At 42.7% G+C, this 23,527-nt stretch carries 19 protein-coding genes; 5 read left to right on the forward strand and 14 right to left on the reverse strand.

What is annotated here, in order from left to right; all coding sequences use genetic code 11:
• Positions 1-165: 165 nt before the first annotated feature.
• Complete coding sequence (locus tag FTV12_RS05330) at positions 166-1,848, reverse strand: AMP-binding protein (protein WP_180033664.1); 1,683 nt, start codon at positions 1,846-1,848, stop codon at positions 166-168.
• Between the two features lie 281 nt (positions 1,849-2,129).
• Between FTV12_RS05330 and FTV12_RS05335 the strand changes: the two genes are divergently transcribed.
• Positions 2,130-3,404 carry an MFS transporter gene (locus FTV12_RS05335; protein ID WP_159123585.1) on the forward strand — a complete coding sequence of 425 codons (1,275 nt, stop codon included), beginning with the start codon at positions 2,130-2,132 and terminating at the stop codon, positions 3,402-3,404.
• Positions 3,405-3,472: 68 nt separating this feature from the next.
• Here FTV12_RS05335 and FTV12_RS05340 read toward each other — a convergent pair whose 3' ends face one another.
• From FTV12_RS05340 to FTV12_RS05370, 7 genes are all read right to left on the reverse strand, one after another.
• Entirely contained in the window at positions 3,473-4,969 is a 1,497-nt protein-coding gene (locus FTV12_RS05340; RefSeq protein ID WP_180033666.1) for an NAD(P)/FAD-dependent oxidoreductase, read from the reverse strand.
• Between the two features lie 16 nt (positions 4,970-4,985).
• Positions 4,986-5,825 carry an alpha/beta fold hydrolase gene (locus tag FTV12_RS05345; protein WP_179993388.1) on the reverse strand — a complete coding sequence of 280 codons (840 nt, stop codon included), beginning with the start codon at positions 5,823-5,825 and terminating at the stop codon, positions 4,986-4,988.
• Positions 5,826-5,960: 135 nt separating this feature from the next.
• Entirely contained in the window at positions 5,961-7,763 is a 1,803-nt protein-coding gene (locus FTV12_RS05350) for an acyl-CoA dehydrogenase C-terminal domain-containing protein (protein ID WP_180032200.1), read from the reverse strand.
• Positions 7,764-7,970: 207 nt separating this feature from the next.
• Entirely contained in the window at positions 7,971-8,951 is a 981-nt protein-coding gene (locus FTV12_RS05355) for a nitronate monooxygenase family protein (RefSeq protein WP_179993390.1), read from the reverse strand.
• Between the two features lie 11 nt (positions 8,952-8,962).
• A complete protein-coding gene (locus FTV12_RS05360; RefSeq protein ID WP_179993391.1) occupies positions 8,963-9,751 on the reverse strand; it encodes an enoyl-CoA hydratase-related protein in 789 nt (262 codons plus the stop codon).
• Between the two features lie 37 nt (positions 9,752-9,788).
• On the reverse strand, positions 9,789-10,712 hold the full coding sequence (locus FTV12_RS05365) for a glyoxylate/hydroxypyruvate reductase A (RefSeq protein WP_180033668.1): 924 nt from the start codon (positions 10,710-10,712) through the stop codon (positions 9,789-9,791).
• On the reverse strand, positions 10,709-11,464 hold the full coding sequence (locus FTV12_RS05370; RefSeq protein ID WP_159123591.1) for a class II aldolase/adducin family protein: 756 nt from the start codon (positions 11,462-11,464) through the stop codon (positions 10,709-10,711). The genes FTV12_RS05365 and FTV12_RS05370 overlap by 4 nt, the downstream gene beginning before the upstream one ends.
• Before the next feature lie 110 nt (positions 11,465-11,574).
• Here FTV12_RS05370 and FTV12_RS05375 point away from each other — a divergent pair, with 110 nt between their 5' ends.
• A complete protein-coding gene (locus tag FTV12_RS05375; RefSeq protein WP_179993394.1) occupies positions 11,575-12,012 on the forward strand; it encodes a PaaI family thioesterase in 438 nt (145 codons plus the stop codon).
• A 120-nt stretch (positions 12,013-12,132) separates the two neighbouring features.
• Here FTV12_RS05375 and FTV12_RS05380 read toward each other — a convergent pair whose 3' ends face one another.
• Genes FTV12_RS05380 through FTV12_RS05390 form a run of 3 tightly spaced genes read right to left on the reverse strand, consistent with a single transcriptional unit; the run spans position 12,133 to position 15,666 of the window.
• A complete protein-coding gene (locus FTV12_RS05380) occupies positions 12,133-13,344 on the reverse strand; it encodes a 3-oxoadipyl-CoA thiolase (protein WP_179993395.1) in 1,212 nt (403 codons plus the stop codon).
• 25 nt (positions 13,345-13,369) lie between these two features.
• Positions 13,370-14,890, reverse strand: coding sequence for a 3-hydroxyacyl-CoA dehydrogenase (locus FTV12_RS05385; protein ID WP_179993396.1), 1,521 nt, complete (start codon positions 14,888-14,890; stop codon positions 13,370-13,372).
• Positions 14,891-14,892: 2 nt separating this feature from the next.
• Entirely contained in the window at positions 14,893-15,666 is a 774-nt protein-coding gene (locus FTV12_RS05390; protein ID WP_004785705.1) for an enoyl-CoA hydratase, read from the reverse strand.
• A 450-nt stretch (positions 15,667-16,116) separates the two neighbouring features.
• Between FTV12_RS05390 and FTV12_RS05395 the strand changes: the two genes are divergently transcribed.
• The 3 genes from FTV12_RS05395 (at position 16,117) to FTV12_RS05405 (ending at position 20,121) form a co-directional block, all read left to right on the forward strand.
• Entirely contained in the window at positions 16,117-17,415 is a 1,299-nt protein-coding gene (locus FTV12_RS05395; protein WP_125278508.1) for an MFS transporter, read from the forward strand.
• A gap of 223 nt (positions 17,416-17,638) precedes the next feature.
• The gene (locus FTV12_RS05400; protein WP_180033670.1) at positions 17,639-18,904 is read left to right on the forward strand and encodes a DcaP family trimeric outer membrane transporter; all 1,266 of its coding nucleotides are present in this window, start codon (positions 17,639-17,641) and stop codon (positions 18,902-18,904) included.
• A 17-nt stretch (positions 18,905-18,921) separates the two neighbouring features.
• Positions 18,922-20,121 (forward strand): MFS transporter, encoded by a 1,200-nt coding sequence (locus FTV12_RS05405; RefSeq protein WP_159123598.1) that lies wholly within the window; start codon positions 18,922-18,924, stop codon positions 20,119-20,121.
• A 440-nt stretch (positions 20,122-20,561) separates the two neighbouring features.
• Here FTV12_RS05405 and FTV12_RS05410 read toward each other — a convergent pair whose 3' ends face one another.
• The 3 genes from FTV12_RS05410 to FTV12_RS05420 form a co-directional block, all read right to left on the reverse strand.
• The gene (locus FTV12_RS05410) at positions 20,562-21,941 is read right to left on the reverse strand and encodes a HEPN domain-containing protein (RefSeq protein ID WP_180033671.1); all 1,380 of its coding nucleotides are present in this window, start codon (positions 21,939-21,941) and stop codon (positions 20,562-20,564) included.
• Between the two features lie 237 nt (positions 21,942-22,178).
• Positions 22,179-22,853 carry a 3-oxoacid CoA-transferase subunit B gene (locus FTV12_RS05415; RefSeq protein ID WP_180033673.1) on the reverse strand — a complete coding sequence of 225 codons (675 nt, stop codon included), beginning with the start codon at positions 22,851-22,853 and terminating at the stop codon, positions 22,179-22,181.
• Positions 22,853-23,521, reverse strand: coding sequence for a 3-oxoacid CoA-transferase subunit A (locus FTV12_RS05420; RefSeq protein WP_144723702.1), 669 nt, complete (start codon positions 23,519-23,521; stop codon positions 22,853-22,855). The genes FTV12_RS05415 and FTV12_RS05420 overlap by 1 nt, the downstream gene beginning before the upstream one ends.
• Positions 23,522-23,527: the final 6 nt, after the last annotated feature.

A 23,527-nucleotide genomic window follows, 5' to 3' on the forward strand; every position in this document is an offset into this window, starting at 1 on the left:
GAATAATTCAAGTGAATTTGTTTGAAAGAAGAACTTTAAAAGCTTTATTTTCACCCGATAAAATACCCATAAAACAAGAGGAAGCTCATTTGAGCTTCCTCTTGTGAAAAATTGTGGGACAGCAATGATCGAAAGATTCCTTTTTTATTTTGACTATGTTATTTCTCAGCAGGCTTTGGCATCCGGCTGCACGGTTTTAGGCAACTCACGGCGTAGAATTTTACCGACTGCAGACTTTGGCAATCCAGACACAAACTCAATATATTTTGGCAGCTTATAACTGGTCAATTGTAGTCTCAGATAAGTCATGACTTCATTCTCGGTCAGACTGGTATCCTGTTTTACAATAAAGGCTTTCGGAACTTGTCCAGATTTTTCATCATCCACTCCAATGACGGCACATTCCAGTACTTTAGGATGTTTGGATAAAACGCCTTCCAGCTCATTTGGATAGACATTAAAGCCGGAGACCAGAATCATGTCCTTTTTACGGTCCAGAATGGTGATATAACCCTGCTCGTCCATACAACCGATATCACCTGTCAGGAAGAAACCATCTTTGGTAAATACCTGTGCTGTTGCTTCCGGTTGCTTCCAGTAACCTTTCATCACCTGAGGGCCGCGAATAGCAATTTCTCCAGCCTGATGAAGTGCTACAGGTTTTCCTTCATCATCCAGAATCTGAATTTCTGTGCCTGCCAATGGCAAGCCAATACTACCGCTAAAGCGCTTGCTTAAAGGTGGGTTAAATGTTGCCGTTGGTGAGGTCTCAGAAAGACCGTAGCCTTCATAGATATGACAGCCTGTGACTTCGTACCATAATTCTGCTGTATTTTTTAAAACAGATGCACCACCGCCTGTCGTGGTTTTTAGGCGTGAGTGATCCAGCTCGCGGAAACGTGGATGATGAGCCAATGCATTAAACATGGTATTCACGCCCGGAAACACCGTCGGTGGATGCTTATGATATTGATCTACCAATGCATCCAGATCTCTTGGATTTGGAATCAGGACATTGGCAAAACCGCGACTTAGTCCATAACTGAACAGGCAGATGGTAAAACCATAAATGTGATACAGCGGCAAGGCACAAAACACATATTCTTCTTCAGTGGCATAACGATCGCCAAAATGGCTAATGAACACCGTACTGTTCTGGGCAATATTAAATAAGATATTGCGATGACTGAGTTCAGCCCCTTTGGAAACACCTGTAGTCCCACCGGTATATTGCAGAATGACAGTATCTTCCTGCTGCTGTACAGGCGCTACAAAATCAATCACCTGTACCTGATCAATGGCCTGCTTAAAGTCAGAAAAATGTTTATCAGGATATTGCGCTGTTTGGCTATAAATTGAAACTGACTGATCCTGAATGAAATCGAGCGGATGGGTAGAAATCACATGTTTTAGCGCAGAACATTCATCCAGATTATTTAACTGTTCTAAGGTTGAGCCCAGAATAATCAAGGCTTCTGCTCCTGAATCCTGAACTTGATGATACAACTCACGCTGGGTGTACATCGGGTTTACATTCACCAGAATATAACCCGCACGAATAATCGCGAAAGTCGCAATCGGATATTGAATAATATTCGGCAACATCACCGCGATGCGGCTACCAGCTGCCAAGCCTAGATTTTGAAGATAGGTCGCCAGTTTCTGGCTATAAACGTCAATCTCCTGATAGCTGAACTTTCGATCCAGATAGAAAAATGCGGTTTTATCCTTAAATTTAAGCAGGTTCTCAGCAATCGTTGTGCTCAAAGTTTTATCAGGGCCAGGCCGGGTAAATTCCGGATTGACGTTCCATTTTTTATATTCTTCCATCCATGGCTGACTTGTCATTACAGCACTCCTATCCTTGATTTTAAATTTATTTTGTATTGTGAAACTTTATTTTGATTAAAAAATAATAACGTTATCTTTCCTCCCAAATCAATGCAATATTTGGCTAATTTCAAATTTTTACAAATAAAATCACGAATTTTATGGCTAATTATTTGGATATATTTTATCAATTAATAATATGTAATTTCTTATAGCGAAATAATAAATCAGTAAAAGCAACAAAAGAATGTGGATTCATTCTTATAAAACAACAACGTAACAAGAAAAGGATGTCGATGATGACATATGAAACTTCAGTGCTAGAAGCTGAACGGGTCACAGTTCAGCCTAAAAAAATATGGATGACCGCATTTATTCTATGTTTTCTTATTTTACTTGCAGACGGTGTTGATCTGGCTTTTTTGGCCTATAGCCTCACCAGTATCAAAGCTGAATTTAATTTAACCACCGTTCAGGCAGGGGCCTTAGGGAGCTGGAGTCTGGTCGGTGGAGTGATTGGCGGATTAATTGGCGGTTGGGCCTGTGACCGTTTTGGCCGGGTGAAAGTTATTGTATTTTATATGATTCTTGCTTCCAGCTTATCCTGCACCTTGGGCTTTGTAGAATCTTACCATCAGTTTTTAATTATCCGCAGTATTGCAGCTATTGGACTGGGTTCCCTATACATCGCCTGTAATACCTTAATGTCAGAATATGTTCCGACAAAATACCGGACAACTGTTCTGGCGGCACTTATGACCGGTTTTACCCTAGGTTCATTATGTGCAACTTTACTGGCGGGCTGGATTATTCCTGAATATGGCTGGCGTATGCTGTACTGGATTACCATTTGCCCGATCGTTCTGGCTTTTCTGCTTTATTTTCTTGTTCCTGAACCGGATTCATGGCTACGTTCACGTGAATTAAAACGTCAGGAAGCAGCTAGCAAAGTTAAGGTGAAAAAGCAGAATCCTTATAAAGTCATTCTCAAAGATAAAAATCACCGCTGGATGTTTTTACTATGGATTTTAAGTGCAGGTGCCCTGCAATTTGGTTATGCCGGTTTAAGTAACTGGTTACCTGCCTATCTCGAATCGGATCTGGGCATCAGTTTTAAGGCCATGACTGGCTATATGGTTGGCACGTTTATGATCATGATTTTTGCCAAGATCGTCGCAGGCATTCTGGCAGATCGTTTCGGACGACGTGCCTTGTTCGCTTTTGGAACCATGGGCACAGCCCTGTTTCTTCCGATTGTAATTTATTTCAATACACCGACCAATATTTTGTACCTGATGCTCATGTTCGGCTTCTTATATGGTATGCCATTTGCCATTAATGCCACGTATATGACTGAAAGCTTCCCTACTTCGATTCGTGGTACGGCTGTAGGTGGTGCATTCAATATAGGCCGTATCGGAGCAGTATTTGCACCACTCACAATTGGATATTTTGCTCATGGAGGTTCAATTGGAACAGGACTACTGGTAATGGCAGGCGCCTATTTTATTTGTGGTCTGATTCCTGCACTGTTTATACGTGACCGCTTATATGATCCGCAAAAAGCAGATTAATCTCTATCATCTTTTAATAAAAAACCAGTCAAATAGACTGGTTTTTTTTAATGAATAAAATTTAAAAATCAGACAACTTTTCTTTGAGCATTTTCCATGTATTCATAATGGTAACCACTGCGAATAAAATGCTGGTTTTTGTCTCTAAATGAATGCGCATAATCTGGCCAGACCAAAGTCAGCTTGCGACTCACTGGGTCCAGATACCAACTTTTACAGCTTTCTGATAACCAGACACTGCCTTGGGAAAGCTGCTGTAACTCTTGCATATAGCGATTTTCAGCGTTCTGATCGGCTTCAAAGACCTGAATCTGTTCCTGTTCAAAAAACTGCAAGGCGTCCAGTACCAGATCAAACTGGGTTTCCAGAAAATAAAGCGCTGAGTTATGCCCACTTCCGGTATTAGGACCATTCAGAATGAACAGGTTTGGAAAATTATGGACTGTCGTAGATTGATAACCCTGCATACCACTAGACCATTGCTGCTCCAGACTTAGGCCATGTTTACCCACTACCTTTGAGGCATAAGGTGGTCGTGCTGCTTCAAATCCAGTAGCAAAGACGATGATATCTGCAGAATATTCATTGCCTGATTTGCTGATTACACCGTCTTTTGTGATGGCGGCCAAAGCTGAATCTTCAAGCGTGACATTCGGTTTTAGAAAAGTTGGATAATAATCATTGGACAGCAATAAACGCTTGCAGCCTGGTTCATAATTCGGTGTGAGTTTTCGCTGTAATTCGGGATCTGGTATCTGGTGTTTCAAGAATTGCAGGCAGTTTTTCTTGACCCGCTCGATCTGGCTTTTCAGATTACGGCGCTGGGCAAAATTATATTCATTGCCCCAGAACAAGGAATGTCTTAACACTGCCATGCTGTCTGGTTCTTTGCGGAAGAGCTGTTTTTCTGACTCAGAATAAGGTCGGTCTGGTCGCGGCAAAATATACGGTGCACTGCGTTGCAATACGGTCAGACTTTTTGCTGTTTTGGCAATTTCTGGTACAAGCTGGACCGCAGAAGCCCCTGAACCCACTACAATTACGCGCTGGTTTTCCAGATTTACTTCGTGATTCCAGCGTGCAGAATGCATCACTTGACCTTGAAATTCGTCCAGTCCCGGAATTTGTGGCAGATGTTCATCTGCCAGATGCCCGGTTGCTGTAATTAAAAATTCTGCCTGATACAGACCGTTAGAGGTCTGAATATTCCAGATACGTTGTTTGGCATTCCAGCTAGCTTTTTCCAGTTGAGTCTGAAAATCGATATGTGGCCGGATATTTTCCTGATCGCAGCATTGGATTAAGTAACGCTGAATTTCTGCCCCTTGCGGAAAGACACGTGACCAATTGGGATTTTTAATAAACGAGAAAGAATATAAATGTGACGGTACATCACAGGCGACACCGGGATAGGTATTATCACGCCATGTTCCGCCCACTTCTGCGGCACGTTCAATGATTTTAAAATCGTGAATGCCCTGCTGTTTAAGACGGATCGCCATGCCTAATCCACCAAAACCGCTGCCTACAATTAAAATCTTGCTGCGCTGTCCTTGAGCTTGCATTATTTTTCTCCTTTTTTTAAGGCATCATGGGCTGGATTTTCTGATTCGCCGGATACTGTTCTGGATGCTGGCTAAACTGGTTGATCAGTTGCACCACTTCCGCTGGCGCTTCAATATGGATTGCATGTCCTGAAACTATTTCGATATAGCGGCTGTTCTGAATCGAAGCAAACAGTAATTTTGCTTGCGCTAAAGGCACCATCCGGTCTTCACGGCAAGCCACGATCAAAGTCTCCGCAGAGATGTTCGGCAAAATGGCGGTGATGTCAATGCGATAATTCAGTTCACGCTGTTTGGCTGCATCTTGAGAAGGCTTAACGAAGCATGCCAGATCCAACACCTGCTGTTCACTACGTGCAGACAAATAATCATCGCTATACAGGCAATAATTCACAAAATGCGGTAAAGCTGCGGATTGATCGTTAAATAGCTGTTGCCAGATCGTGGTCCGTAGTTGTTGCACCGAGCTGGTTTTTGCCCAACCTGCTAACAGAATCAAACGTGCCACGCGCTGTTTAAGACTCGCAGCTACTTGTGCAGCAATCACAGCACCAAGTGAATAACCCACCACAGTAATTGCTTCATCTTCTGCAACTGCATGCTGGATCAGTGCTTCAACTTGTTGACTAAAATCAGTCACTGCCAGATCGGCTTTATCTGGAGTATGCAAATCAAGCGATAAAACCCGCTGATGGATACCGAGCATGGGGAAAATATAGCTGAAATGTTTGTCCGTATTTCCACCCGTACCATGGATCAGAATGATGGTGGGATATGAGGATTTCTGTCCGACTTCATGATAAGTCAGTTGCAGATCACCATAAGGACATTGTCGAGTAATCGTGTCTAAATCCATATAGACTCCTGATCTTGTTGTTTTATGGCCGATGTAATACTGAAAAGTACCTATCGATATTGAGTTTTGTGCAGGATAAAAAAAGTAGTAACAAAAAAAGACCCACGATCGAGAGATTGATCGTGGGTGAAAGGATTAATCGAATTTAAACTCTTCAGGTGCAAGCAAGAACAGGCTCTCACCACCCGCCTGAATATTGGCAATGTGGGTTGAAGTTCTTGGCAGAATCCGGGCAAAGAAGAATTGTGCCGTTTTGATCTTCGCTGCATAGAACGGATCAGTATTACCTTCTTCAATCTTTTGCTGCGCCGTAATCGCCATTTTCAGCCATAAATACGAAGACACTACATAACCAGAGAAATATAGGTAATCGACAGATGCCGCACCGATTTCATTGGCAGACTGTTGTGCCTGAGCCTGAATCGTTTTGGTTAATTCTAGCCATTGCTCAGTCAACTGGCTCACTTGTGCAACCTGCTGGTTAAACTGGGCATGTTGCTGATGCTCTTTAACAAAGCCCTGAATCTCATCCGTTAATGCAGTGAGCAAACCCAATTTTGAACCTAGCACTTTACGCGCCAGCAAGTCGATTGATTGAATTTCAGTAGTACCTTCATACAGACTGGCAATACGTGCATCACGGGCAATCTGTTCCATGCCATGTTCAGCAATATAGCCGTGTCCACCAAAGACCTGCATACCATGTTTGGCAGCTTCTACACCTGTTTCGGTCATTAAGGCTTTAGCAATTGGGGTCAATAATGCCAGACGGTCTTCTGCAGCTTTCTTCTCTTCAGGATTATCCGTTGCTTCAGCGATATCAGCATACGTTGCCAGATAATAAGCCAAGGCACGTGAACCTTCTGCAAATACTTTTTGAGTCAGCAGCATATTGCGTACTGCCGGATGCACGATGATTGGATCCGCAGGCAGGTTTGGCTCTTTCGCACCTTCGAGTGAACGCATCGCCAGACGGTCTTTGGCATAAGCCAATGCGCCTTGATAAGAAGATTCAGCTGCTGCCAGGCCCTGAATCGCCGTTCCAATACGTGCAGAGTTCATGAAAGTAAACATGCAGTTCAAGCCGCGGTTTTCAGGCCCGATCAGGAAACCTTTGGCATTATCAAAATTCAGTACACAGGTCGCATTGCCATGAATACCCATCTTGTGTTCAATCGCGCTACACACCACACCATTGCGTGAAGCCACATTTCCAGCTTCATCCAGATTGTATTTAGGCACGATAAACAGCGAAATACCTTTAGTACCTGCAGGCGCATCCGGTAAACGCGCCAATACAATGTGTACGATATTTTCAGCCAGGTCATGCTCACCTGCTGAAATAAAGATTTTCTCACCGCTGATACTGTAGCTGCCATCTTCATTTGGCACCGCTTTGGTACGGATCAGGCCCAGATCAGAACCGGCATGTGATTCAGTTAAACACATGGTTCCGGTCCAGCGACCTGCAATTAAAGGTACCAGGAATTTCTGTTTCTGTTCATCGCTACCATGATGCTCTAAAGTACGCATCGCACCATGAGACAGGCCTGGGTACATACCCCAAGACCAGTTAGTCGCCGTAATAATTTCTGAAATAGCAATACGGTATAAGGTCGGGAAGCTTTGGCCACCATATTTTTCATCACCAGTTAATGAGGTAAAACCAAGTTCTACATATTTGTCATAAGCAGCTTTAAAACCATCCGGTGTAGTCACGACGCCATCTTGCAGACGACAGCCCTGCTGGTCACCTGTCGCATTAATTGGTAGAAGTTCGTTTTGGCAAAAATCAGCAGCGACTTCCAGATATTGTTCCATAATATCCATAGAAACTTTGTCTGCGAACTTTGCATAGCCTGCGTATCTCTGTTCAACATTGAGCAGATCTTTCAGGACAAACTTCATGTCTTTTAATGGCGCAATATAATTTCTCATCGTAATTCCCTTGTATGAGTTCTAATTTGTATATTTATGACAATTAATTTCATAATACGAAATTATGTTTTAGGTCGAATATAATATAAGTGCATGGATAAAATCTAGTCATGACATAAAAAATCACATTTAAAAAATTAAAACTTTGGTATAAAAAAGCCATTCGGTAATGAATGGCTTTTTATTAAATGATCAAAATAAATCGATCTAGCGCGGGAAAAACTGAGCCAAACGTTGCTGAACAATCTGTTCTGCTTCTTGCATGATATTGTCAATCAGCGTTTGACAGGTTGGAATGTCATGGATTAACCCCATCACTTGACCTGCTGTCAGTACGCCTGCATCTACATCGCCATTTTCCAAAGCCAGCTTGCCTTTTAAGCCACTAACATAAGGGCGAATCTGTTCAAATTCCAGATTTGGATCTTCACCCATTTTAACGACGAGATCAGATACTGCATTCTTTGCAACACGCGCAGTATTTCTAAACTGACGATAAAGTAGATGCGTTGCTCGTTCATCATTCTCGACATAAAACTGCTTGATGTTTGGATGGATCGGCGCTTCTTGTGTGGCACAGAAACGTGTCCCCATATTGATCCCTTCAGCACCCAAAGCAAGTGCTGCCACCAGACCACGACCATCAGCAAAACCACCACTGGCCACAATCGGCACAGTAAGTTGATCAGCTGCTGCAGGAATCAGGATCAGCCCGGGAATATCATCTTCACCCGGATGGCCGGCACATTCAAAACCATCAATCGAGATCACATCCGCACCGATTCTTTGTGCTGAAAGTGCATGACGGACTGAGGTACATTTATGAATCACAATGATGCCGTGCTGTTTAAAGGCCTCAATATGTTCATGCGGCTTGTTGCCTGCCGTTTCTACAATCTTGATCCCACTTTCAATAATAGCCTGACGATATTCGGCATATGGGGGTGGATTTACAGCGGGCAATAAAGTCAGATTCACTGCAAAAGGCTGATCGGTCATTTCACGGCAACGTGCAATTTCCTTGGTCAGCGCTTCAGGCGTAGGTTGCGTCAATGCCGTCAGCGTTCCCAAACCACCTGCATTGGAGACTGCACTGGCCATTTCTGCGGTACCGACCCACATCATGCCGCCCTGAATAATCGGATAGCGAATGCCTAAAAGCTCGGTGATACGCGTTTGAATTTTCATGAATGCTCTCCTTAGCGTCCGGTAAATTGTGCAGGGCGTTTTTCGACAAAGGCCTGCACACCCTCTTTGTAGTCCTGGCTACTTAAGGCCAAGTATTGCAGGTTTTGTTCCAGCTCCAGTTGCTGATCCATGCTATTTTCAGCACTGCGTTGCAAAGCCTGTTTGGTTAAGGCCAGTGCATAGGTCGGCTGTCGTGCCAGTCGCTGTGCAAGCTCATCGATATAAGCATCAAATTCTGCATCAGGGATCATTTTCCAGACCATACCCATTTCAGCCGCTTCTTTGGCATGTACAGGCTCACCAAGTAAAGTCAGTGCCATGGCACGTGCATAGCCGATCAAACGCGGCAACATCCAGGTGCCGCCGGCATCAGGAATTAAGCCAATTTTAGAAAAGGCTTGAATAAATTTGGCACTTTCCTTGGCAATAACCAGATCGCAAGCCAGCGCGATATTGGCCCCTGCACCGGCAGCCACACCATTTACTGCCGCAAGCACCGGTTTGGGACTTTTACAAATCAGGTTGATCAAAGGATTATAATATTTGGCTAGAGAGCCTTCGGGAGGCAACGGCACACTACCGAGCTGCCCGGCACGTTCTTTTAAATCCTGTCCCGCTGAAAATGCCCGACCATTACCACGAATCACAATCACCCGAATATCCGAGTCTGTATTCCAGCTTTTCAGCACCTGCTGCACTTCCTCATGCATTTGCCGATTGAAACTGTTCAGTGAATCTGGACGGTTAAAACTTAAAGTGGCAACGCCTTGCTGAACCTGGGTCTGAATCATTTCCCACATCATCAATTTCCTTATTTTTTTGTCTGTATCTCTACAATTAATAGCCTTTATTGACATCCACCTGATGACACAAATCCAGGCCCTGATTTAATCGGCGGTCATTTTCCAGTATCTGCTCTACCACCACAGACATTGGGGCATGTGAGGCAACATGTGGTGTCACCACAATTTTTTCATGCTGCCAGAATGGATGGTCCACAGGTAACGGCTCCTGCTCAAACACATCAACAATCGCACCACGAAGATGACCTGAATCCAGCGCATCCAATAAATCCTGCTCGATTAAATGCTGGCCACGCCCGACATGAATCAAAGCCGCCTGTTCAGGCAGTTGCTGAAATAATTCAGCAGAAAGAATACCGGTATTTTCTTCAGTAAGTGGTAGTAGGTTAATCAGAATCTGACTTTGAGCCAGGAATTCGGAAAGCTGTTCTTGGCCCACATAACTTTTGACTTGATTAATGTCTTTTGGGGAATTCGACCAACCAGAGACTTGATAGCCCATGTCTGCGAAACGTTCTGCTACGTATCCGCCCATATGCCCCAGTCCTATAATTCCGACCTGAATATGATGGCTATAGCTCTGGCGATACTGCTTCCACAGCTGCTGCTTTTGCTGTTGGATCATGCGGTCAAAATAACGCTGAAAATACAGCACGCCCCAAAGCAAATAATCAAACATGCCCTTTTGGTGATGTGGATCCAGTACCCGGCAAACGGCTTGATCTGGGCGTACAGCATTTAAGTTTAAATGTTCTACCCCAGCAGCAATCGAATGAATCAGGCCAAGCTTTGGTAGCTGCTGCACTTTTTCCAGATCTGGAAACCAGGCAGCAACCGTGGTTGCCTGTTCAGCTTCAGGGCTGTCAACTGTACAGAAACTACCAGCTGGCGCATATTTTTGAAAAGACTTGACCAGAATGGCTTCAATATTTGGTACAGAACTGGAAATAACAATCATGATGCATACTCCGTATATTGATGCTCAATCAGGGACAAAGCGGCCTGCCAGGCACGCTGTAAAATCGGTTCAATGAGAGGACTGGCGAACTGTTTGGCTGTTTTAATTCGGACTTCTTCAGCTGGATAATGCAACTCGGCACCGCCGCTTAAGGCCTTCACCTGTGCCTGACAGGCGCGTTCCAGGAAATAGATTTCATGAAAAGCCCGCGCAATGGTTTCCCCAGCTGTTAATAGCCCGTGATTGCGTAAAATCATGGCACGATGGTCGCCCAAGTCCTGAATCAAGCGTTCTTGTTCGTCAGTTGAAAGCGCAACGCCTTCATATTCGTGATAGGCCACATGCTGATAAAATTTCATGGCATGCTGGGAAATTGGGAGAAGGCCGTGTTTCTGCGCAGAAACAGCAATTCCATCCGCGGTATGCGTATGAATGACACAGTTCAGATGAGGATGCGCGTCATGAATTGCAGAATGAATCACAAAGCCAGCCATATTGACTGGCTTGTCTTGTTCATAGCTTTCTACCACCTGCCCTTCATGATTAATCTTCACCAGCGTTGAGGCACGCATTTTTTCAAATGCGACCCCATATTGATTAATCAGAAAGCAATCTGGCTGATCTGGAACTCTTAGGCTGATATGAGTATCAATCAAGTCAGTCATCCGATAATGCGCAATAATGCGATAAAGCGCAGCCAGTTCACAGCGTGCCTGCCATTCAGCAGCTGTAACGAGATTTTTTATTGTCATCATTCCATCCTGGAAAAATATAGCATTTCGATCACTATCTGTTATATCATAATTTTAGAAAAACAGAATATTATTTCATAAAGCGAAATATTTTATTAAAGGGAAGTTATATGACTACAGCTCAAATGAATGGACTTGAATATCTAACTGCAATTAAAAATGGCGAATTGCCTGGTTCAGCGATGGGACAACTGATTCCCATGAAACTCAGTGTCGTCCGTGAAAACTACGTGGAATATGAAGTTTATCCAGATGAACGTCATTTCAACCTACAAGGTGGCATTCATGGTGGATTTTGCGCTACTGTTCTGGACAGCGTAACAGGTGCAGCGGTTCATACCACAGTTGATGCTGGTGTCAGTTTTTCTACTATTGACTTGAATGTCAAAATGCTCAAAGCCATGAAAAATGGCGAAACTTATACTGCCATTGGTGAAGTGATCCGCATTGGTCGTAATGTGTTGACTTCAGAAGGCCGAATTGTAGATAAAGACGGTAAACTTTATGCTTTCGGTTCAGCAACTTTATTGGTTACTGGCCGTAAATAATCCTTACGCTGATTTAAACAATCCCTGCATTTGCAGGGATTTGTATTTCTATATAAATAGCCCAATAAAAAATGCCATGCATATCATCTATACATGGCATTAATACGATAACTAAAGCTGTTATGCAGCTTCAGGGTTTTCAATCACCATCGCCAGGCCTTGACCCAGACCGATACACAGGCTGATCACGGCATATTTTTTACCAGTACGCTGTAATTGACGCGCAACAGTTAAAGCCAAACGCGCACCTGAACAGCCTAGTGGATGGCCAATCGCAATGCCACCACCATTTGGGTTGACACGCGGATCATCAAAAGCCACATCCAGACCTTTCAGGCAAGATAACACCTGGCTGGCAAATGCTTCATTGATCTCGATAATGTCCATATCATCTAGCGTCAAACCTGCACGTTTTACAGCTTTTTTGATTGCTTCAATTGGGCCCGCACCCATGATGCGTGGCTCAATGCCAGCGGCTGCAGAAGACAGAATACGAGCTAAAGGTTTTAAGCCATACTGTTCCTGAACTTTTTCACTGCCGATAATCAGTGCTGCAGCGCCGTCATTGATACCTGATGCATTACCTGCAGTCACAACACCACCTTCGAAAAGCGGTTTTAACTTGGATAATGCTTCAAATGTTGAAGATGGACGTGGATGTTCATCTTCAGTCACTAATTTAGGCGGCAATTTACGCCCTTGTGAAACTTCAATCGGAGTAATTTCACCTTCAAAGAAACCTGCTTCTTTTGCAGCTTGATATTTCGCTTGTGATGCAGCAGCAAAAGTATCTGCCTGTTCACGCGTAATGCCAAACTCTTCAGCGACGTTATCACCTGTTTCTGGCATGCTGTGCGCGCCAAACTGGTCGGTAAATTTACGGTTCGGGAAACGTGTACCAATCGTGGTGTCATAGATTTTTGCATCACGTGAATACGCGCTTTCAGCTTTAGCCATTACAAATGGTGCACGCGTCATGCTTTCTACACCACCTGCAATATACAGCTCACCTTCACCTGCGGTAATAGCACGTGCTGAATCAATCACAGCACCCAAGCCTGAAGCACAAAGACGGTTTACCGTTTGACCCGGAGCTGTCACTGGCATACCTGCAAGCAGTGCCGCAAAACGAGCCACGTTACGGCTGTCTTCACCGGCCTGATTGGTGCTACCAAAGATCACATCTTCTACGTCAGCTGCTGGAATACCGGTTTTTTCTAACAGTTTTTTAATAACTGTTGCTGCTAGATCATCTGGACGTACAGTTGCCAGGCTTCCTGCGTGGCGACCGATTGGTGAACGTAAACCATCATAAATATATGCATTTAACATGAGTGTTATTCCTTTAACTTTCTAATTAATGTGTTGTATGAACAAGTGGTAGACCAAGCTGAACACGGCGACGTAACCAAGGACTTGGACGGTAACGCTGGTCACGGGTAATCGCAGTCATGCGATCCAGAATTTTCAGGATTTTTTCAGCTCCCAGCACATCCCCCCACTCAATTGGGCCATATGGATAACCAAGGCCTAACTTCACGGCAACGTTAATGTCTTCTACAGTGGCAACACCTTGCTGGGCAATATCACAGCCAAGATTCACGATCATGGCCAAAGCACGCTGAGCCACAAAGCCGACGCTTTCCTGAATTGTGCTCGCAGTCACACCATCCAGATTGAAAATCGATTGTGCTGCGGTTACCAGTTCAGCTTTGGTCACAAACGTTGGCATTAAAGTACGGTGTTTATTCAGACCGTAAAGCAGATCAATACAGACTACTTGCTGCGGAGACACCTGATAGCGGACTGCGGCTGAAGTTGCATCTTCACCATAAGTCGCAATCAGAATTAAAGCATCTGCTGAAGGTGTTTCAGTCTGCTCGATCTGAATATTGAACTGCTGCAGATATTGCTCAAGCGCCTGACGGTCTTCGCTATATTCTGTACCTAACCAAACCGATGGATATTGATCCAGCTTTTCAACCAAGGTTGGAGCCACATCACCTACTTTGCTCCCTGAGGTATAATCGTAAAAACCTTTACCGGTTTTACGACCTAGCTGTTTAGCAATAAAACGCTGGCGGGTAATCACGCTTGGGCGGTAACGCGCTTCTTCATAATATTGGTGATAGATCGATTCACTCACTGGATGAGATACATCCATCCCGGTCAGATCGCCTAACTCGAATGGCCCCATCTTGAAACCGATCCCGTCACGGTAGATGCGATCAATTTCATAAAATGGAGTGACATTTTCATTCAGAATTGCATAGGCTTCGCTACCAAAGGCACGACCTGCATGGTTAATGATAAATCCTGGAGTGTCTTTAGCTTTTACCGGGCGATGTCCCATCTTGGTCGACAGCTGAGTAAGTGCATCCACAATATCAGCACGGGTATTAAAACCTTCAATGACCTCAACCACTTTCATCAGTGGAACCGGGTTAAAGAAGTGATAACCGGCAACGCGTTCCGGCTGGCTGCAATTGGCAGCAATCGCACTAATGGATAGTGAAGATGTATTGGATGCCAGAATCGCTTCAGGTTTCACAATGCCTTCAAGTTGCTGCATCAGCTTTTGTTTGATTTCCAGATTTTCAATAATCGCTTCAACGATTAAATCGCAATCTTTCAGATCTTCGATCTGATGAGCAATCGATAAATGAGCAAGATCTTCAGCAGCTTTTTCATGGCTGAATTTACCTTTATCAGCCAAGGTATTTAATGTTTTAGCCAGCTTTTCCTGTGCCTGTTCAGCAGCACCCGCTTTGGCATCAAACAACACCACATCATGACCGGACTGAATCGCGATTTGGGCAATGCCCGCACCCATGGTACCTACGCCAATAATACCGATTTTCTGAATTTGAATGCTCATGCTTATCGTCCCTGATAATTTGGTTTACGTTTTTCAATAAAGGCTTGCATACCTTCTTTTTGATCTTCTGAAGAAAACAGCATCTGGAAGGATTTACGTTCCAGCATTAATCCGGCATTGAGTGGCACATCTTCAGCCAGTAAAGCCACTTCCTTGATTTGTTCCAGCGCGATTGGCGGCATTTTTGCCAGACCTTCAGCCATCTTGATTGCTGTTGCCAGGGTTTCGCTGTCTTCCGTTACTTGTGACACCAAACCAATCTGATACGCTTCTGGTGCAGGTACCAGGCAACCGGTCATGATGATACGCATCGCATGGAATTTACCCACGGCACGGAATAAACGCTGTGTACCACCAGCACCCGGCATTACCCCTACTTTGACTTCAGGCTGACCGAACTGGGCACTTTTCCCAGCAATAATAATGTCTGCATGCATCGCCAGTTCACAGCCTCCGCCCAATGCATAACCGTTTACTGCTGCAATCACCGGCTTTGAACACTGTGCAATGGCTTGCCAGTAACGCTCAGTACGACGTTGCATCATCTGGATCGTTTCAGCATTTGCCAGTTCTTTAAGGTCAGCGCCTGCAGCGAAGTCAGTTTCACCGCCAGTGAGAATAATGGCACGGATATTTTCGTCGTCATTCAATTGCAGAAAAGCCGCAGCCAGTTTCTGACGCACTTCTGTATTCAGGGCATTTTTAGCTTCTGGACGATGGATCTTGACCATCGCCACATGTGTCGAGATTTGCTCTACTTGAACTACCTGTTCCATCAAAAATCTCCATTTATTTTGTATAGCGAAATTTTATTTTATATAAAACTACGGTTTCTAGACCCATAAATCAAGATTTTTTCTCTCAAAAACTCAAAAAAGTTATTTTTTAATAAAAATTAGAGTAAAAACTCTTGTTCAGTTGGTTATTTTATGATTAATTGATTTCGCAATACGGAATTAATTATTTAATTCGAATTTTGGTTATTCATTTATGTAAATATTAACCACAATACAAAATAAAAAAATTAATTTCCGTCATAAGGATACTACGTTGTTCAGTGATTTTTCACTCAAGGTGAAACGGAAAAATCAGATCCAGCCTGATCGTAACAGGGCGAATGCGCACAGACGCTTAGACCTTAGATGAGGAAAATGCTTTTCCGTGAGGAAGAAAATGGATTTAGCGGTAGCAGAGGAATGCTACTTTAATATATAGAGGATATAAGAATGACAAGCGATACCATCGTAGCTGAGGAAACTAAAACGGGGGTCTCCTCCGACGACACCGTTAAGCAGGCACCTAAACGCCTGTGGATGACGGCCTTTGTCTTCGCTTTTTTGATTTTACTATGTGACGGTGCAGACATTGGTATTCTGGCTTTCAGCTTGACCAGTTTGAAAGCAGAATGGGGGCTAACTTCTGTACAGGCCGGTGCCTTGGGAAGTTATTCTCTTTTGGGTATGGGGATCGGTGGCTTTATTGGCGGATGGGCCTGTGACAAATTCGGTCGCGTACGTGTCATCGTATTGGCCACTATTTCCTTCTCGATTTTGTCTGCCTATTCAGGTTTTGCCCAGTCTTATCAAGAGTTTGCGATTTTACGCACCCTTTCGTGCTTAGGTTTAGGCTGTTTATATATTGCCTGTAATACCCTGATGTCAGAATACGTACCGACCAAATACCGTACTACAGTACTGGCAACATTAATGACTGGTTTCACTTTAGGCTCATTGGTGATTACTATGGTTTCTGGCTGGATTATTCCTGAATTCGGCTGGCGTATGCTGTACTGGGTAACAATTGCCCCATTAGCTTTGGGTATTTTGATGCACTTCATGGTACCAGAGCCAGAGTCATGGAAACGTGTCCGTGAAATGAAAAGAACTGGTCAGATCGTGGATAATGATGCCAAAAAAGGCAATCCATATATCACCATTCTTAAAGATAAAACCCATGGCAAGATGTTCATCTTGTGGTCTTTCAGCTCTGGTTTCCTGCTATTTGGTTATTTCGGTGTAAGTAACTGGTTACCAAGTTATCTTGAAGCTGAATTAGGTATTAAATTCAAGGAAATGGCGCTATACATGGTAGGTACCTTTGTCACCATGATGTTTGCCAAAATCATTGCAGGTTATGTGGCTGATAAAATTGGTCGTCGTATTGTGTTTGCTTTCGGCACCATGGGAACAGCGCTGTTTATTCCTGTTGTCGTATATATGCACAATGCCGATAACATTGGTGTGCTGATGCTGATCTTCGGCTTCCTGTACGGTATTCCATATGCGATTAATGCAACCTATCTCACTGAAAGTTTCCCAACTGGTGTTCGTGGTACAGCAGTCGGTGGTGCATTCAATATCGGTCGTATCGGTGCAATCTTCGCTCCAATTACGATTGGTTATCTAGCGATGAATGGTTCGATCGGTACGGGTCTATTGGTGATGGGTGCAGCTTACTTCCTTTGCGGCTTGATTCCTGCCCTGTTTATTAAAGACCGTTTATACGATCCACAAAAAGCAGAATAAGTTTTAACTTAGGAGGGCTATGAATTCATTGCCCTCCTTCATCCATATTTTTATGACTTTAAATATCGAATACATACCCTTTGACCTGAACAGGATGTTTCTTGGTTGAACGAGAATCGTATTCATCATTCAAAAGTCAGCATCTCTGCATTTAGCAATGAAAGCAATGACAAGGAAAGATTTTCCTTTTTAGATATCAGAAAATTTCTTTAGGGATTAAGAAATGAAAAAATTAGTTTTAGCGACATTATGTGGTATTGCTTCAGCACAGGCATTTTCAGCAGAAGCGTCAGAAGACCGGATGCAGTTTTTAGAATCACAGTTAAAGCAAATCCAGGCCGAATTGGAACAGCAAAAAGCAGCACAACTTGCGTTAAGAAACCAGCAGGAAGAAGCCAAAGCGCAAGACTCTAAAACGCTGAGTTCGATGGTGGATAATGTCGATGTTTATGGATTGATTCGCTTTGATGGCGCAGTCGATTTCAAAAGTACCCCTGAAGCTCGTGGCCGTACTATTAACCAGATTAATAAAGTGCCTTTTACTGAACCTGACTCTACCCGTTCAGATTTTACTGCAGCTGCCAGCCGAATTGGTTTCCTGGCGAAAGACTTGGGTGGAAATCCAAATGTTTCTGCACGTTTAGAAGCTGACTTCTGGACCAATAATGGTAAAGGCGATGGTGGACTACGTATCCGTCATGCACATTTAAAATACTATAACTGGACTTTTGGTCAGGCCTGGTCATTAATGTCGACACCAGAAATTAGTACTGAAGCTGTCGATTACAGCTTATTACTAGGTGGATCGGTCCTACGTACCCCTCAAGTCAGCTATGCTTTCAAACTTGATCCGGAAAATACCTGGAATGTAGGTCTGGAGTACATGGCCGGTGGTGATCGTTCTTCTGCCCTACCTGCTTTAACCACTAAATATGTTCATCAATCAGGTCCGCTGCATTTATTGGCTCAAGGCTTTGTCAATCAAAAGCAGGCGCAAACAGATACAGGTGATATTGAAAAAGTTGGTTGGGGTGTAGGCCTTGGTGGACGTTATCATCTCAATGATCAAAACTCGATTCAGGGTAACTATTTCCATATGGTTGGCGACCAGCGTATTGCAGCTTTCTTGACTCAAGGTTCAACCACCGACGGTGCTGCCTGGGGTGGAGATTACTCAGTTGATCCAATCAATAATGAACTTTTACTGAATGAGTTTAATAGCTTAAATATCGGCTTTACACATAAATTCACGCCGAAACTACGTAGTAGCATTAATGCTAGCGTTGTTGATTTTGATGATTCTAGCGACTATGCACGCGCGAATCCTGAAACCAATAAACGTTTAACTGACTATGTAGCGAACGTGATTTATTCTCCAGTTCCAAAGGTTAATCTGGGCGCAGAATATCACCACGGTAAGCGTGAAACTTTTGATAATCGAGAAGCGGATGTTTCTCGTGTGAACTTATCAGCGACTTATAGTTTCTAAAGCCTTAGGAGACAAGGATGTCAGCTCAAGGGCAAATTTCAAGAAAGTTTATGTTTATGATGGCTATGACCTGCGCACTTTGCGCAGGTTGTAACTATTTTAACCAGCCATTAATTTATTCTATCGCAGAAGATCTGCATATCAGTGTGGCCGAGTCTGGCTGGACTGTCGTTTTAACCCAGATTGGTTATGCCACTGGGTTATTTTTGTTTGTACCTCTAGGCGATTTATTTGAAAAACGTCTCTATATTTGCAGCCTCATGCTATGTACCGGACTGGCATTGATCGGGCTTTCTGCCAGTACTAATCTGCATATGCTGTATGGTTTTACCCTGCTCGCCTCTTTCTGTTCGATTACCACCCAGATTCTGATTCCTTTTGCAGCCAACCTGTCTCAAAGAGAAAAAAGTGCTGAAGTGGTTGGTCTGCTGATGAGTGGTGTTTTGGTCGGTATTCTGTTTGCCCGGACTGTATCAGGACTGATTTCTACCTTATGGTCCTGGCATGCCGTGTACCTATTGAGTGGCTGTTCTATTCTCTTATTGAGTATCGCTATGTGGTATCAGTTACCTAAAGCGAAAAGTCAGTTACAGATGAGCATCTTGCAGATTTATCGCTCACTATTTACCTTTGCCAAGACTGAACCGATGCTGATCCGACGTAGCATTATTGGTGGTTTGGGCTTTGGTATGCTGAGTATTATTTTTACCACCATGACTTTTGTGCTGGCGGAAGCACCCTATCATTTTAATGATTTCCAGATTGGGTTAATGGGCATCGTTGGTATAGTCGGCATCTGGTCATCACAATGGACCGGTAAAATGATTGGTCGACATCGGGAAAAATGGGTCGCACAACTCGCTACCACAGGTTTAATTCTGGCCTGGATTCCCCTGTTTTTTGCGCAAAGCTATTTATGGGTATATATCATTGGATTAATTCCTGCCTATTTTGGGATTTCTTCGCTACATGTTTTAAATCAGAATCTGGTATATCGGATCTCAGTGCAGGCCCGTTCCCGTATTAATGCGATCTATATGACCTGTTATTTTTCAGGTGCTGGAATCGGTGCATTTCTATCGCTAAACCTATGGAAAATGTACGGCTGGTCAGCCTGCGTTGCATTGGGCTTTGTCTTTGCCCTGCTCATCTTTAGTATTAACCGCTACGACCTAAGCCGAGAACGCAATCTGGTCAATATCCAGTCCCAATCCTAATCAATCTAAACTCATACATTGTGCACTCATAGAATATAAGATTGGGTGCACAGTACATGACACATTATCTCTGCATTTCTATTTTGAATTCTTTGCTGTGAAATTTAGAACTGCTCCCCAGTTTAAAAAGAACTCGGCTCCTGCCAGCATCATTTTCAGGTCAAGTATTGAATTCTTTTTTCATTTAAATAGAGAATGTTACTAAACCATAATTACTTGGATATCTATTCTTACTTAATATGGACATTTTTTCCGTTTATAGTTAAATGAGACTACATAAAACCATGGAACATTACTTATTTATTGAGCGTGAAACATGAAAATTTATAAAAAAGCCCAATCTGTGATGATTGGGCTTTTTATCATACGGTAAGAATATGATTTATAAAAACTAATAAAAATACTTTCGTTAACGTGTATTATGTTAATTTTAGCAAATCTTAATCTTTTAACTTACCGTGCAGTGATCGACTGTTTTTAACTACCGAGCTGATCTCCTCAGTAGTAAATCCAATAACTTTTAAGAAATGTAAATTAAATATAGCTTCTATTTTTTCACAGATTTCCCAAAGAGCAGCTCCATTCGCGGCTTCACTTTCTAAACTTTCACTATAATGTGTAAAGTAATTTCTTGTATTTACTATACTTCTCAACAGTTTTCCTCGTTCACTTTTATTCCCTAAATATTCTTTAAATGGTTCAATAATACATTTCAATCTCTTCCCAAGATTAAGTTCATTTCCATGCATTAAGCGACCTTGTAGCCATTCACGTTTATCTTCTGGACACCCATGAATGATTTCTTCAACTAATTTCGAAAATGCATCCGTATCCATTAAAGTTTCATTACTAGTTCGCCTATGATAGGTCTCTAATCCCTGTGCCAAAGCTAGAAATTTTCCTTCAAGATATTTTTGAGCATCCATTTTAGTTGAAAAATATAGGTTCATTGCTGGAGCTAAATATTCATAAGCATTTAACCAATTATTGAATACGTCCTGAGCGTTATCCTGGATAGTACCAAAGGTGAAGAGCATATTGTGCCAGCTTTTATTAGGTACTTTTTCGACATATGTTGTGCTTTGATAATATATTTTTATAGGTACAGGATATTTTTTTTCACCTATATTGCGTTGTATTTCATAAGAAGTTGCAGATACATTCTTTATTGAGACAACATCATCTATAGCAAAACACATAAAATTAGTAATTTTGGAAGCAATACCAATAAATTCATTTAGCTCATGTAACTCTTCAGATACAAGTCTAAAGTAAGTTCGTTGAGTAACTTTTGCTTCTTTTAGATTAGGAGACCCAGGAAGCGTATATGCAAAGCCAATTTCGAGAGTCATACCATTCGCTAGTTCAAATATTCTTTTCTCAGGTGGAGTATATGTAATAGTTGTTTTTAATCTAGGATCATCTCCATCGACTGCTATACCACTAATTCCTACCCACTCATCTAAGCAATCCACTTCAAATGAAAATGTATTGAAACTAATAGTTACATCTTTATCCCAATTAGCACCACAAAATACCTTGTTTACGAAGATGATTGATTTTGAAATTCCTCCAAATGCAAAATTCTTTTTAGTATAAAAACAATGATCAAGAGTTACTAACCCATCACCCTCTACTAAGCCGAGAATTCGATCTAAATCATCTGGACTGTTAAATGATTCAATCCCATCGAAATGACCAATAATTTCTAACTCCGCTGCCCCACCATCAATTATTGATAAGACCCCAGGAATCTTTATATCTTCTTTTCCTGGCAACCAAAAATATCCAGTTTTTATATATTTGTCTGTAATTCTCATTTTAATGCCCCTCTATTAAATAAAGGACTTAAGATTACATGGTTTATTTTGAAACTTTATAAAATATTAGAAAATTTAAACCATTTAATATAATGGCGATTATGCAAAATTTAGTTGTAAGCTAAAAATAGAAATATCCCCTTTTAGAATACCCAACTAAACGCATAAAAATACAGCGTAAAAAAATCACAGCCTAAGCTGCGATTTCTCATCATGTTTAAATGATTTAGATAATTATTATACTGATGCTTTTAACTGTGCAGCTGCACGGCCATCGAGCAGCTTGCAACCTGTCTGTTGCTGAAGTTCCTCAAAACTCAAGCCATCGACCATTTCTAGCACCCAAGCCTGATTATCTTTGAGTTCAATAATACACAAATCGGTATAAATGCGGTCAACGCAGTTTTTACCGGTAATCGGATAAGTCAGCTCTTCCACAATTCGCGGTTCGCCATTTTTAGTGACATGTTCCATGCAAACATAGACACAACGAGCACCAACCGCCAGATCCATCGCGCCACCCACTGCTGGAACTGCATCCAATGCACCGGTATGCCAGTTAGCGAGATCACCATTAACGGCAACCTGAAAGGCGCCCATAATACAGAAATCTAAATGGCCGCCACGCATAATATCGAAGGAATCCGCAGAGTTCATAAAACTGCCGCCATCGAGCATGCTGACCAGTTCTTTACCAGCATTAATCAGATCATCATCAGCCTGTTCAGGATCAGTTAAAGCGGTAAAACCCAGAACGCCATTTTCAGAATGCAGAATAATATCCTGTTCAGGTTTTAAATAACCAGCAACACGTGTTGGTAAGCCAATACCTAAATTCACATAAGAACCAGTCGGAATATCCTGTGCAACTTTTTCTACAATCTGTTCACGTGTACGTTTTTGAATTGTCATTATTTGATATCTCCTACCTTCACCACATGCTGCACAAAAATACCCGGCGTCACGATAATCTCTGGATCAAGCTCGCCTAGCTCCACAATTTCATGTACCTGAGCAATCGTGGTTTTGGCTGCTTTTGCCATTAACGGGCCAAAGTTTCGGGCTGCTTTACGGTATGTTAAGTTGCCCCATTGATCAGCCTGATTGCCATAAACCAATGCATAGTCTGCATGAATTGGATATTCCAGCACATAGTCCTTACCATTGATATGACGGGTTTCTTTGCCTTCAGCAATCTTGGTTCCAAAACCTGTAGGTGTAAAAATAGCGCCCAGACCAGCACCTGCTGCCTGGATACGACAAGCCAAGTTGCCTTGTGGAACCAGTTCTAACTCTACTTTTCCAGCTTTATACAGTTCTTCAAACACCTTGGAATTATTGGCACGAGGAAATGAACAGATCATTTTTTTCACCAGTCCTGACAATAACAGGTTGGTTAGGCCACGATCACCAGAAGCTGCATTATTATTAATAATAGTCAGATCTTTAGGACCAATATCGATCAGGGCTTCAATCAGTTCGATTGGCTGTCCTGCCAGACCGAAGCCACTGGTCATAATATGCGCACCATCTGGAATCTGCTTGAGTATGGTTTCGATATCCTGTGTGATTTTATTCATTTAATT

Origin of the sequence: Acinetobacter sp. YH12233 (assembly GCF_013417725.1) — a bacterium.
Lineage (GTDB): Bacteria > Pseudomonadota > Gammaproteobacteria > Pseudomonadales > Moraxellaceae > Acinetobacter.